We start from the raw sequence: 12812 nt of genomic DNA on the forward strand, positions 1-12812 counted from the left end.
ATACATATGAAAACGATAGATGCAAATTCGGTAATCAACCGCGAAAAACTGTCCCCCTTACAGTGGATGGTTTTTATCCTAGGATTTTTTGTCTTCTTCTGTGATGGCTTAGACACAGGGATTATTGGTTTTATTGCTCCAGCATTGCTTGATGATTGGGGAATTACCAAGCCTCAGCTTGCGCCTGTTTTAAGTGCCGCTTTAGTTGGTATGTCAATCGGTGCCATTATTTCAGGCCCTATGTCCGATAAGTTTGGGCGTAAAGGCGTCATTGTTTTTACGAGCCTTTTGTTTTCAATATTTACCATTTTGTGTGGCTTTGCCGACTCGACCCAAGATTTAATGATTTATCGCTTTATTACAGGTGTGGGTTTAGGGGCAGCCATGCCTAACATCAGTACTATTGTCTCTGAATATATGCCTGTAAAACGTAAAGCATTCCTAACAGGATTAGCAGGTTGCGGTTTTATGCTGGGTATTTCTTGTGGCGGTGTGTTGTCAGCTTATCTGTTAGAAAGTTATGGCTGGGCTAAGGTCATTATTATTGGTGGAAGTATTCCGCTAATTTTAGTGGTTGCCTTATTACTTAAATTACCTGAATCAACTCAATACTTAATTACGCGCCAACAATACGATAAAGCACAACGAATTTTAGAAAATATTCAAGGGCATCCATTCCAAGAACCAGTAAAACTTGTCTTGGCTCAAACAGAAACGGCATCAGAGGAAAATCCGGTTAAAATCGTTTTAGGGAAATACCTGTGGGGTTCAAGCATGCTTTGGCTGTGCTGCTTTACGAGTCTATTGGTGTTCTATCTTTTAACAAGCTGGATGCCAACAATTTTAAAAACAGCTGGTTTTACGACGCAACAATTTAGTTTAATTGCAGCTATTTTCCCTTTTGGTGGGGTGATTGGTGCAACCATTATGGGTTGGTACATGGATAAACTGAACCCGACCACAGTCATTAAATATTCTTATTTAATTGCTTTTGGGCTATTCATTGTCGCCGGCCTAGTCAGTTCAAATATTTTCTTATTAGGTGTTACCATTTTCTTAATTGGTGCATTACTTGCTGGTGCTCAATCTTCTTTACTTCCACTTGCAGCTATTTTCTATCCAGCCGTGTGCCGCGCGGTTGGCGTTTCGTGGATGCATGGTATTGGCCGTATCGGTGCAATTATAGGTGCTTTCTTTGGATCGCTCATTTTCACGTTTAACTTAAGTTTAAGCGGTATATTCTTTATTCTAGCATTACCGACATTCATTTCATTTATTGCCCTTAGTCTTAAAGTCATTTATGAAAAATCTAAAAGTAAGCAAATATTGAATCTTGAAAATAGTATTTAAAATATAGAGATAAATAAAAACCTGATTGAATTAACCCAATCAGGTTTTTTATTGCTTAAAAGATTAAATATTTAAAAAATTTTACCCTTCGTTTCACTTGGTTTTTCACCAAACTCTTCGCGATATTCTTGAGAAAAACGACTTAAATGATTAAAACCCCAGTCATAAGCAAGCTTAGAAATAGACACTTTTCTATCAGCGCCAGTTGTACTCAAGATTTTATAAATTTGTTGTAGACGATACTTTTTCAGATAGGACATTGGACTAGTACCGTAGTACTGCTGAAACTCGTCGTACAATTTTGATTTTGAAACCCCGGCTAGACGCTGCAAGTCTTCTGCACAGATTTCTTCATGCGCATGTTCAATAATAAAATTACGAACCTTACGGATATAAGCTGGTTCATCCTGATGTGAGAGCGATTTTAAGGCTTCAGAGTAGTTGTTTTCTTGAGACAACAATAACGCCTTAATTACAAAATTTTCATAGTCTTCAGACAGCATCTGCAAACCATAAAAATTGCTATATTGGGATTTTAACTGTAAAAAATTCTGAATATTTTTCCACCATGCACCAATCAGTTGCTCCGAGTCCAGATGCATTTCTGGATTAAAAATGAGGGGTGCATCTATCGGTTTATTCAGTAGATCTGCGAGAACAATTTGCATGCTTCGTTCTGGAATAACCACCTGAAATTTTCGACAATCTTTATCAATAATCAAATCTTGCTGATCGTTATTTGAAACAATAAGTCCTCTGTTTTCATCAGATTGATAATGAGCACCACGAATGTTGAGAGCTTGTCTTCCTTGTATCGGTAAGCTAATACTATAAGCTTTTAGATTAGAGATGTTAATGGCAACATTTGCACCATAACTGATTGTGCCGATTGCCATTTTTTTATTAGGCAAACGCATTCCATCATAGTGAAAATCGAGCGTGTCTTTGTAAATTGTATCTAGACGGTGTTCACCACAAATCGTGGACATCAAATTCTGCGCAAATTCAGCTTTGCGTGAATAATGATTGAGTTCCGTCTGTTGGCTGAGTGATATCATATCCTTTTCACCTAGCTAATAACTTATTGCTAAAAAAAGCAACTTGTATGCCAATTAATATCCTTTAATTGACGAATTTTCCTGAAAAATATCTAATCAAGAAAGAGAGTAAAGATTACTTTCTCATACTCTATTAGATTTTAAAATTGGAAATAAGTTAAATACCTTTAAAGTATAATTTCATACCTTAACAAACTTATTTTATTAAATTTTTATAAGCAACTATAGTTGAGATAAATCATCGTTTTGAACACTAAACTTACATATCTTTTATTTATAAAAAACCGCCTATTAAAAAATAAGCGGCTTTTATAAAACTCTAAATTATTGTGCGGTATAACCACCATCCATAACCACAGCCTGACCCGTTACCCCACCTGCTTTGTCACTCGCAAGGAAAATTGCATAATCAGCAATTTCTTCAACAGATAACAAACGTTTTTGAGGAACCATTGCCAGAATTACATCTTCAAGTGCACTATCTAGACTCACATTACGGGTTTTAGCCAAATCTGCAATTTGACCGCGAACCAATGGTGTGTCGACATAACCTGGGCATAAGGCATTTACCGTAATACCGTCACGTGCACATTCTAATGCGGCAACTTTTGTCAAACCGATTAAACCATGCTTCGCGCTGTTATAGCCTGATTTGCCTGCAAAGCCAATCAAGCCATTAATTGAAGCCATATTAATAATACGACCCGATTTTTGAGCTTTCATTATTGGGAAAACATGTTTAATACCAATAAACGAACCAGTAAGCATGACTTGAACTAGCTTTTGAAAAACAGCGGTTGGAAACTCTTCAATAGGCGCAACATGTTGAAAACCTGCATTATTAATTAAGATATCTACAGTGCCAAAGGTCTGTTGAGTTAACTCAATTGCTTGTTTATAAGCTTCTTCATCAGTTACGTCACATGGTGCAGATAATGCTTCAAAGCCTTGTCCTGTTAGCAACTTTGCCGTTTCTTGGCACTTTTCAGCATTCATATCAGAAATGACAACTTTTGCACCTTCTTGAGCAAATTTCTTAGCAATCTCTAGACCGATCCCGCTTGCAGAGCCTGTAATAAAGGCTACTTTTCCGTCTAAAAGTTTAGTCATCTATTTACTCCTTAATATTTTTAACTTGTTGGTATTAAACAATACCAGTCACTGTAAAGACCGTAATCACCACAAATACCGCTAACGTTTTAATTACTGTGACTGCAAAAATATCCTTATACGACTGTTTATGGGTTAAACCTGTAACAGCAAGTAAGGTAATGACAGCACCATTATGCGGAAGTGTATCCATACCACCTGATGCCATTGCAACCACACGGTGCATGACTTCTGGTGGAATACCTGCTGCTAAAATCGCGGCGTTATAGTGTTCGGCCATCGCACTTAGAGCGATACTCATGCCACCAGAAGCTGAACCGGTAATACCCGCTAAAACTGTCGTGGTTACCGCACCATTTACCAATGGATTTGTGAAGGTACTGCTCATTGCATGACTAATCAGGGCAAAGCCCGGTAATGATGCAATAATTGCACCGAAACCATATTCAGAAGCTGTATTCATCACTGCTAAAAGTGAGCCACCAATACTGGCATTAATGCCCTCTTTAAAGTTCGTCACTACACGTTGGTAGTCAAATAAAATTGCAGCAATAATTCCGACAATAAGTGCTAAACCAACAGCCCAGATCGCCCCCGTTTTTGCAACATCAACGGTGTAATCGGCTAAACCTACAGTGGCAAAATCAAAGCCATTTGGATACCACTCTTTAATTGCTTTAGACAAATATTTGTTCATTACTGCAACAAGAATGAGAGGTACAAATGCTAAAAACTGACGAGCTGTACTTCCATTATTTTGCATAGATATATCGGCTTCAATTTCTTGAGACGAGGTATTGTCTACTCCAAAACCAGAAAAGCCTTCACCCGCTTTTGCAGCAGCACGACGGCGCCACTCCAAATAAGCTAAACCTGCACATAAAACAAAAATAGCACCAATAATCCCTAAAAATGGTGCGGCATAAATATTGGTACCAAAGAATGTAGTTGGAATAACGTTCTGGATTTGCGGCGTACCTGGCAATGCATCCATGGTAAATGTGAATGCACCAAGCGCGATGGTTCCCGGAATTAAACGTTTTGGAATATTGGCTTGTCTAAAAAGCTGGTTGGCAAAAGGATAAATTGCAAAGACTGCAACAAATAAGCTGACACCGCTATAGGTTAAAATTGCACCTAGTAATACAACCGTTAAAATTGCCTTTTTTGCCCCAATCCATCTCACAATGGTTCGAGCAATAGACTCGGCAATTCCTGACATTTCAACGACTTTACCGAAAATTGCCCCGAGCAAAAATACAAGAAAGTAATCTTTAATAAAGTTCACCATTTTGGGCATAAATACACCCGAATAAAACGGCAAAACATTGGCTGGGTTAATGAGTAAAACCGCGAGTAAGGCACAAATTGGTGCCATCAGAATGACAGAAAAGCCCTTGTAAGCTGTGTACATTAACAGCCCAAGTGAAAGTAGAATTACAAATAATTCCCACATATATTCTTTCTCCCTAAAGAATAAATATTAGGTTTAAAATTACCAAAAGATATTTAGGTTATCCCAAACCTATAATGATAAAAATCAAAATATCTATGCTTGGTAATAGGTAAATGTGCCTAAAAATAAAATATCACTAAAATATTTAAAAACAATGTAATTTATTTAATTTTTTAAATAACTATAAATTACAAATAGTTGCTAAATCCAATTGGTAAAATTTAATTATTTAAAAATGCTATTGTTTTATAAAACTTATTAATTATTGAGTAAATTAAATTAATATCTATATATTATTTAATAAAGGCAATCAAATAATATATTTTTTAAAATAATTTGATAAATATTTCTCAGCTAAGATCAGTAATCTTTTATAAGTAATAAAAAACCCACCTAATGACGAGTGGGTTTGATCAAAATTTAATATTGCTCGACAGCCTTAGACACAACCTCTTACTCTCTTATTTCATTCGAGTTAGTCTTAAATTAAAGTCAGATGGAAGTAGGATTCGATATTCTATCTCCGCCCCTGGTTTGACTTCCGTTTCTTGAGAAGTGGCAATATTTGGACACATCCCTCCACCTGTTTCTAATCTAAAAATATAATATTTGGGCTCAAGATAAATAGTAGCTATTTCATTTGAACGAATTGAGAATACTTTCTCGTTATTAACATACATATCATGACTACAGCCAGATCCTAAAAAACCTTTATCTCTTAAAAAAGTAACTTTTGCTTGTTCAGGAGTGTGTTTCTTTAAATAGTTCTGATCGTATACTCTCTCATTAGGTACTGGCTTGGCTGTATTTGAACCAACTGGAGCTGTTGAACACCCAATTAAACCCAGAACTAGTCCTAAAAAAATAATCTTTTTCATGAAATTATCCATTTTAATAGTGAGTAAAATTTAACAGTTCAGAAAACGAAAAACCACCCAAAGGTGGCTTTAAACTTAATGATATTTTAGTAGTGAAGAGTAAAAAACTTGGTTGGTGTTAAATTTGTAGTATCACTGATCGGATAAGGATTACCATTGATTATCAGAGGATAAGAATTTTGCTTTTTTAAGAAATTCATCTAAGACAAAATTATCCAATTCTTGTAAGCCCGTACTTCTTCGAATCTTTGCAAGCTTGATGTTTCCATTATCATCTGCTTCTGAATAAATACTCATATACCTGTTTTTCGCTTTAAGTGCACAGTATCCATGGTAATTTTCTTTACTTTATCTTCTGTTTGTTTAGCCACATCAAAACTAATCGACTTTTTTCCCGCCCAACTCATAAATTTCTCCATAAAAAACCACTCAGATGAGAGTGGTTTTTCTTTTTCAAAAAGTTCTTAACTAGCACTTCCACAAATATCAGTGGTACCTGTTGGATATGTAAACTGCATATTTGCTTTATTAGTAATTAACTGGACTGAGACAGTTTTACCAAGAAATTTAGAGTTAGCATTTGGTGATTGTATTCCAACACCATTAAAGCCAATATTTTTAAGAGCATTTTCAGCAATTAAATTAAGATATCCATAATTAGTACCGTTAATGATATATCCCATTTGTTTACTGACCTGATTAAAATAAAGTCCAACTCTAATTTTGCCATCTGAGGGCATCGTAATAGGGATTACTTTTCGATCAACGTCTTTGGCAACTACTGCCCCTGAAGCATCTCTTTTTGTTGTAACTCCAGTTAGTGACACATAGTTTCCATCAGCAAGACTGGTATCTTTATTTATTAATCCATAGCCCAGATCTAGGCTAATTTCATTTTTTAAATTAGAAGCCCCTAATATTTGAAAAGCCATTTGCTGGATTTCATAACTGTCACCAAGTACAACATTTTTAAGATTTGAAGCATCAAAAATAAATTCTGCAGCAACAATGTTATTTCCTACAACCGTTTTATCAACAAGAGGAGTTTGCATAGAAGGCATACTGATCAATTTACCAGAGGTCACTACCTGATCCACAGGTACACTTCCAATATAAGTAATTGTTGCCGTACCTTTTTGCTCAGCAATAGTGATCGGAGACATTAATTTAACCTGCCTTCCTCCTGCTGCATTTTTTGCATTGACTTGTGCCTGAGTTGCATCAAAATTATAAGTACAGGCAGCATAAGTATTTACTGAAAGTCCACTGCTGATTAATAAACCCAAAATAATTTTATTCATGTAATCTTCCTTTTATTTGAGCAAACAGTATAGCCAAGCATATAAAAATATTGATTAAAAACTGACAAGCGGTTATTTTTACTTCTTTAAAGTTTTCTATTATGAAATTTCAATATTTAATTTCTACTACAATAATATGAATGATATAGATTAATATGTAGATTAGCACTGCTAATACACCGCCGATTACTAGGGCGATCTCCATAGAATTAGAAGGATTATTTTCTGGTTTTCTAGCAAAAATTGCAGGATATTTTGCATTCTTAATTTTCTCTTCAGCAATTCGATAATGCTTTTTACCTATTCTTATAAATATAAAGATACAAATAATAGGTAAAACAAATGATGAGTAATAAATCAATGAATCTACTGAAAATTTATTATTGATCGCATCATCACATTTATAAAAATACTTCTGTTTTTCTTTACTTAACTTAGCAGTTTTTTCAGAAGTAATTTGGGTGAAATCAAAATCATTACGACAACCAGATATAAAGATATCTTTGGCATCTCTAGAACTACTTGACCCACTAGTTGTATGCCGCATATGTACGGTTGTATAAGACATAATATAATTTAAAAATTAAATCTGGATTTTATTAAATTAATTATAATTTACAACTCATATCTTCCTCAACTAACATTTTCAAATAGTCGCGACAGGATCTTCCTGAATATGAATAACTCGAAATAAATCTAAGACTGTTGTCCATTTTTCATTATTTTTTGGAGCCAGAGTCACTTTATTTTGCAGTACAATAGCTTTCAAGAATGAAACTGTGTAAACCTTTATATTCTTAAACTTTAAAGGCTATTTTCTTGACCATGATAGCTTTATAGATACTTTTAATAGTTTAATGGAAAGCTGTTACGTGCTTATGCAAGAAAGTTTGTTAGTAATTATAAAATGCCAATCAGGTGATGAGCATTTTATTAATATATTCTATGATTGTAAACAATACTCAATCCTTTTCTTAATATAGCCTAGTTTTTTCTTCATTAGCTCCCTACTCCACAAATATCCATTGTTCCTAATGGGTAAGTGAACTGTAGCTTATTTCGATCCGTAATTAATTCTGCTGAAATCTCTTTGTTTAGGAATTCTGAGTCTATGTAGCCATATTCAAAAGGAATAAAAAAACCAATATTTTTTAATTTGGAAGGAAGCATAGCAATGTAACCTTTATTTATACCATTAATGATTAAACCAATCTGATGATTATTCTGATTTATATAAAAACCTATATGCTGATAACCTTCCTGAATAATATATTCCTTATAAATTGGATTAGCCGGATTAAAAATATCCAGATTTTTTGCAACTGTAGAACTCAGAACATTATTAGAGTTATTGTTAGCATAGAATGCACCTAAAGTAATTGTTTCTCCACTTTGAGTTTGGCCAAAAGCTGATACTGGAACTGGGAAGGTTACAACCTGACCTGTATTAAGCTGATTAATAAGTTTAAATCTGAACTCAAATGCGATAATACCAGTTTGTGGTATAGCCTTATCACCATAGATATTTATGCTTGACTGAGTTGTAGTTTGATTATTAAATGAACTCAAATTATTCTTAACGGATAATTTTAAATTATTTTTGGTTAATAATTTTGAATATGTATTAGTTAAGCTTGCTGTAGTAGATGGTGTCATTGCAGCGATCCAGATATTAGCAAATTCTTTACTAGTAGCAAGATAGCCCTTTCCTTTACTAGGATTTGAAGTTTCCAATAATTTAAAACTGACTTTTTGCCCATTAATAACAGGAAATATATCAGCCTGATTTGAAGAGACAGATGAAATTTTAAGTATCTGATCTTGAGTAACATCAAAATTATAGGGACAAACACTCCATGCACTCATACTAAACAGGCCCAAAGTTAAACCTAAAGCTGTTTTCTCATACTAGTTTCCATTTTTAATTTTTTGAACATTTAATATATATTTATTTTTTATAAAATAGAATTTTTTTAGTTTTTCTTATGCTGATGACCCTATTCAAATGGACATATTACTTAAACACCAGAATCAAATTATTGATGATTGTTTAAATTCTGCATTACCCATTTTTATAGTTTCAGGAAATTCTTTTATAGGTGATTCAAAAATCCCAATCTACGATCAAGTTTCTATGCTTAATTATGATTTTGCTGCTGTACCCTCTATAAACTTGCATAAAATTGACCCAGAACATTTTGATGATGGTGAGGATAATGACTTATATTTCACTCCTATGTTCACTGAAACCCTGTGGGAACCTAATATTCATAATGATTTATTAGTCAAAATTGCTAATGATGAAACACGTGCTTTTTTTATTTCTTTTGAGAAGAATGTAATCATCGCGCCTTATGACGGCGGCTTAGATCTTATTATTGAAGATTGCTGTTAAAAAAAAGAGATAAAAAAGAAATATAGTGAACTACTTTCAAAACGAGATGATGAGCTTTGAAAGTAACGGGCTTATATACTTCTCCGTATACGCATATTTACAACTGTTTTATGTATCCAGTAGCAGAAAATAATTATCCAAGTCGAAAAATTGCTGAGTCTCTAGAGGGAAGCTAGTTTCAAAAGCTACAAGTAGAAAATTTGACTTCGTGAAATATGAAATACCTATTAACTTCTGAACTCATCTTTCTAAAGTATTGTCATACCAATGGCAATACTTACTTACAAGATAGTTATCTATAATTCTTTGGCACACTTCAATGATGCTGACTTTAAGTCATTATCGGCTTTGTAGACCATATTTGAATTGGAGGCACTTAACGTTATTCTAGATTCGAGTATATCTTTGTTTAGAAGCTTCACTTCTAGAGTCATACCATTTTGAATGTAAATCATATTATTTGCATACTTAACTTTGTTGAATACAACATACCCATTAGTATCGTCACAAAGTATTCCATTACCATCTGAGTCAAGTTTTATTGTTGATATGCTTGAGCCGATTGAAATTGTCCATATACCTGACACTGAAGGTGTTGAAGGTTGTACTTCACTAAATTTATTATTAATCATTTGAGTAGAGGGAGTTACACACCCACCAAATAAAATCACCACTCCTAATAAAATTATCTTTTTCATTAAATTACCCACTTTAATAATAATTAAAATTTACCAGTTCTAAAAATGGAAAACCACCCGAAGGTGGTCTAAGTAATTTATTTAGTATTTATTGCTCTTACATTTCAGTTTTACTATTGAATTAAGACTAGCTTTATATTGAGATATAATTTTTTGAAAAACAGTATTTATTTAATCTTTGTTATTCAATAGAATACCCTTATAAAGTCTTGATAAGAAAACAAAATATGATGTGGATTAAATTTGTATTGTACCCTCTGGGCATGTTTCTACTGTGGCAAATCATTTTTATAATCGAACAACTCTCTTTAGAATATTTAAATGTGCCACAAGTCATTGTAGGTATACTTTCGCTCATCATAAATTGCGGTATGCAAATTTTGATTGGATATAAAATTCCTCAATTAGCACCAAAATATAAATTTGTAGCGAGTGTTACATACATCATCATTTTCACCTTTTTATTAGCAATTTATTCAACAACTATTTTATTAGAAGGCTTAAAAGTTGCGCCTCAAGTAATTTGGTTAGGTCATTTATTTTTCCATGGAGTTGGAATGGCTCTATACTTTGCAAACAACACAGATGAATTTTGTTGGGAAAATTTACTAAAGTAGTTGAGTCGCTCGTCCGCTAATTCCTTTTTCTTAATTTTTTGTCAAAAAACATCTTATTAGACAAATTTTCGTATAAATTACAGCACTAGGCGGGAACAGTAATCTAAAGGAACGAAATGACGCTTAAACAACTAAAAGCTTTTTTGGCCCTTGCTCGTACCCTTAACTATGCCAATGCCTCTTTAGATTTACATCTTAGCCAGTCAGCTTTAAGTCTCACTATCAAAAGTCTAGAAGAAGAATTAGGTGGGAAACTATTTAACCGTAATACACGCCGTGTTGAACTTACTCAGGAAGGTAAATCACTTATTCCCTATGCAAAAAAATTAATTGCCAATTGGGATGAAATGGAAAATGATGTTAAACAAAGGTTTAAGCTTAATCGTGGAACTTTAAGTATTGCCTCTATGCCATTTGTGACTCATGCAATTTTGCCTCAAGTCATTCATGAGTTTTTGAGTCTCCACCCTAACCTTAATTTTTCAATTCATGATATTCCTAATGAAACCATCATCGAAAAAGTACAGGATGGTATTTTTGAGCTTGGCCTATGTTTTGAGCCAGATCTTACTGAAGGTTTAGAGTTTAAACCGCTTTTTGAAGAAGATTTTTTAGCTCTATTACCAAAGACTCATCCCCTTGCACAGGCTTCGTCAATTACTTGGCAGCAGCTTTGTTCTAACCCATTTGTCACTTTGCAAAAACCTTCAATTGTTCGTTATTTGGTTGAGCAAAATTGTTTACGAAATAATATAACGCTCGATTTGAAAGTTGAATGTCATCAAATTTCATCACTTTCAAGTTTTGTTGCTTATGGAATTGGGGTAAGTGCAATTCCAAGACATTTTGCGACGCACATTGATAAAGAACACAATGTATTAATTGAGCTACAAGACGAAGCTATTCATAAAACAGTTGGAATTGTCTATAAAAAGAACTTTGAAATTTCAAATATTTCAGCTCAATTTATTGAGGCATTGCTTCAATATAAATTTTAAAAAATTAAATACTGTATTTTAGGATGAGCTAAGCTTACGGCTAAGGTGAATTTCTTAATTATGATAAATTTCAATGCTATGAAATTATTTTTTTAAGATTTTTTGCTTTTGTGCTTCTTATCTTTTGTTGTTAATTTGATGCGATTCATTGATTATACTTATTAATCCTTTTAAAAAATTAACTTCTATAACATAAAACTAGATGCTAAAACTAAGATTACTAAGGGATATAGGATAACAATAGAATGAATAAAGTTTATGCCAATGCAGAGGCAGCACTGAAAGATGTTATTGCAGATAATCAAACACTTGCCGTTGGCGGTTTTGGTTTATGCGGAATTCCAGAAAAACTGATTGTTGCAGTTAAGCAAAGTGGTGCGACTGGTCTCACTTGTATTTCTAATAACGCAGGTATAGATGACTTCGGCTTAGGTATTTTGCTACAAACCAAACAGATTAAAAAAATGATCTCTTCTTATGTTGGAGAAAACAAAGAATTTGAGCGTCAGTATTTAAATGGTGAACTTGATGTTGAACTCACCCCACAAGGTACTTTAGCTGAAAAGTTACGTGCTGGTGGTGCTGGAATTCCAGCGTTTTATACTCAAACTGGCGTAGGTACACTGATTGCTGAAGGTAAAGAAGAACGTACCTTTAAAGGCAAAAACTACATTTTAGAAGAATCTTTAACAGCTGATGTAGCTCTTGTTAAAGCATATAAAGCCGATAAAGCGGGTAATTTAGTTTTCCGTAAAACTGCTCAGAACTTTAACCCTGAATGTGCAATGGCTGGAAAAATTACAATTGCTGAAGTTGAACAGGTTGTTGAAATTGGTGAATTGGATCCGGATGAAATCCATTTGGCGGGTATCTATGTAAATCGCATTGTACTTAATGCATCACCTGAAAAACGCATTGAGCATAAAACTTTAAGCACGGAGGCAGTATAAA

The 12812-nt window shown here is 33.8% G+C and carries 13 protein-coding genes and 1 pseudogene; 6 read left to right on the forward strand and 8 right to left on the reverse strand.

What is annotated here, in order from left to right; genetic code table 11:
* Positions 1-6: 6 nt before the first annotated feature.
* Positions 7-1350, forward strand: coding sequence for an MFS transporter (locus RMB03_RS16145; RefSeq protein ID WP_311076925.1), 1344 nt, complete (start codon positions 7-9; stop codon positions 1348-1350).
* A 71-nt stretch (positions 1351-1421) separates the two neighbouring features.
* Here RMB03_RS16145 and RMB03_RS16150 read toward each other — a convergent pair whose 3' ends face one another.
* From RMB03_RS16150 to RMB03_RS16180, 7 genes are all read right to left on the reverse strand, one after another.
* Positions 1422-2408, reverse strand: a complete 987-nt coding sequence (locus tag RMB03_RS16150) for an AraC family transcriptional regulator (protein WP_311076926.1) — start codon at positions 2406-2408, stop codon at positions 1422-1424.
* A 324-nt stretch (positions 2409-2732) separates the two neighbouring features.
* Entirely contained in the window at positions 2733-3518 is a 786-nt protein-coding gene (locus RMB03_RS16155) for a 3-hydroxybutyrate dehydrogenase (RefSeq protein WP_311076927.1), read from the reverse strand.
* Between the two features lie 34 nt (positions 3519-3552).
* The gene (locus RMB03_RS16160; protein WP_215901121.1) at positions 3553-4974 is read right to left on the reverse strand and encodes a GntP family permease; all 1422 of its coding nucleotides are present in this window, start codon (positions 4972-4974) and stop codon (positions 3553-3555) included.
* Between the two features lie 461 nt (positions 4975-5435).
* Positions 5436-5852, reverse strand: a complete 417-nt coding sequence (locus tag RMB03_RS16165; RefSeq protein ID WP_045432460.1) for a hypothetical protein — start codon at positions 5850-5852, stop codon at positions 5436-5438.
* Between the two features lie 464 nt (positions 5853-6316).
* Positions 6317-7153 (reverse strand): DUF4882 family protein, encoded by an 837-nt coding sequence (locus tag RMB03_RS16170; RefSeq protein WP_311076928.1) that lies wholly within the window; start codon positions 7151-7153, stop codon positions 6317-6319.
* Between the two features lie 109 nt (positions 7154-7262).
* The gene (locus RMB03_RS16175) at positions 7263-7721 is read right to left on the reverse strand and encodes a hypothetical protein (protein WP_311076929.1); all 459 of its coding nucleotides are present in this window, start codon (positions 7719-7721) and stop codon (positions 7263-7265) included.
* Positions 7722-8152: 431 nt separating this feature from the next.
* Positions 8153-9019 carry a DUF4882 family protein gene (locus tag RMB03_RS16180; protein WP_311076930.1) on the reverse strand — a complete coding sequence of 289 codons (867 nt, stop codon included), beginning with the start codon at positions 9017-9019 and terminating at the stop codon, positions 8153-8155.
* A gap of 139 nt (positions 9020-9158) precedes the next feature.
* Here RMB03_RS16180 and RMB03_RS16185 point away from each other — a divergent pair, with 139 nt between their 5' ends.
* Together RMB03_RS16185 and RMB03_RS16190 are read left to right on the forward strand one after the other, a co-directional pair.
* A complete protein-coding gene (locus tag RMB03_RS16185) occupies positions 9159-9548 on the forward strand; it encodes a hypothetical protein (protein WP_311076931.1) in 390 nt (129 codons plus the stop codon).
* 107 nt (positions 9549-9655) lie between these two features.
* Positions 9656-9786: pseudogene (locus RMB03_RS16190) on the forward strand (GNAT family N-acetyltransferase); the annotation flags it as partial.
* A gap of 58 nt (positions 9787-9844) precedes the next feature.
* On the opposite strand, the gene RMB03_RS16195 reads toward RMB03_RS16190, so the two are convergent.
* On the reverse strand, positions 9845-10246 hold the full coding sequence (locus tag RMB03_RS16195) for a J517_1871 family lipoprotein (protein ID WP_311076932.1): 402 nt from the start codon (positions 10244-10246) through the stop codon (positions 9845-9847).
* Positions 10247-10473: 227 nt separating this feature from the next.
* On the opposite strand from RMB03_RS16195, the gene RMB03_RS16200 reads away from it, so the two are divergent.
* The 3 genes from RMB03_RS16200 (at position 10474) to RMB03_RS16210 (ending at position 12811) form a co-directional block, all read left to right on the forward strand.
* The gene (locus tag RMB03_RS16200; protein WP_209830746.1) at positions 10474-10863 is read left to right on the forward strand and encodes a hypothetical protein; all 390 of its coding nucleotides are present in this window, start codon (positions 10474-10476) and stop codon (positions 10861-10863) included.
* Between the two features lie 116 nt (positions 10864-10979).
* On the forward strand, positions 10980-11861 hold the full coding sequence (locus RMB03_RS16205) for a LysR family transcriptional regulator (protein ID WP_056479906.1): 882 nt from the start codon (positions 10980-10982) through the stop codon (positions 11859-11861).
* Positions 11862-12106: 245 nt separating this feature from the next.
* Complete coding sequence (locus tag RMB03_RS16210) at positions 12107-12811, forward strand: CoA transferase subunit A (RefSeq protein ID WP_311076933.1); 705 nt, start codon at positions 12107-12109, stop codon at positions 12809-12811.
* Position 12812: the final 1 nt, after the last annotated feature.

The organism is Acinetobacter sp. V91_7 (assembly GCF_031799075.1).
Classification (GTDB): Bacteria; Pseudomonadota; Gammaproteobacteria; order Pseudomonadales; family Moraxellaceae; genus Acinetobacter; species Acinetobacter calcoaceticus.

Coding starts and splice junctions, on each gene's coding strand:
- RMB03_RS16210 (WP_311076933.1), top strand. CDS start 12,107: ATGAATAAAGTTTATGCCAATGCAGAGGCAGCACTGAAAGATGTTATT.
- RMB03_RS16160 (WP_215901121.1), bottom strand. CDS start 4,974: ATGTGGGAATTATTTGTAATTCTACTTTCACTTGGGCTGTTAATGTAC.
- RMB03_RS16145 (WP_311076925.1), top strand. CDS start 7: ATGAAAACGATAGATGCAAATTCGGTAATCAACCGCGAAAAACTGTCC.
- RMB03_RS16180 (WP_311076930.1), bottom strand. CDS start 9,019: ATGAGTGCATGGAGTGTTTGTCCCTATAATTTTGATGTTACTCAAGAT.
- RMB03_RS16155 (WP_311076927.1), bottom strand. CDS start 3,518: ATGACTAAACTTTTAGACGGAAAAGTAGCCTTTATTACAGGCTCTGCA.
- RMB03_RS16205 (WP_056479906.1), top strand. CDS start 10,980: ATGACGCTTAAACAACTAAAAGCTTTTTTGGCCCTTGCTCGTACCCTT.
- RMB03_RS16175 (WP_311076929.1), bottom strand. CDS start 7,721: ATGTCTTATACAACCGTACATATGCGGCATACAACTAGTGGGTCAAGT.
- RMB03_RS16200 (WP_209830746.1), top strand. CDS start 10,474: ATGATGTGGATTAAATTTGTATTGTACCCTCTGGGCATGTTTCTACTG.
- RMB03_RS16165 (WP_045432460.1), bottom strand. CDS start 5,852: ATGAAAAAGATTATTTTTTTAGGACTAGTTCTGGGTTTAATTGGGTGT.
- RMB03_RS16150 (WP_311076926.1), bottom strand. CDS start 2,408: ATGATATCACTCAGCCAACAGACGGAACTCAATCATTATTCACGCAAA.
- RMB03_RS16170 (WP_311076928.1), bottom strand. CDS start 7,153: ATGAATAAAATTATTTTGGGTTTATTAATCAGCAGTGGACTTTCAGTA.
- RMB03_RS16195 (WP_311076932.1), bottom strand. CDS start 10,246: ATGAAAAAGATAATTTTATTAGGAGTGGTGATTTTATTTGGTGGGTGT.
- RMB03_RS16185 (WP_311076931.1), top strand. CDS start 9,159: ATGGACATATTACTTAAACACCAGAATCAAATTATTGATGATTGTTTA.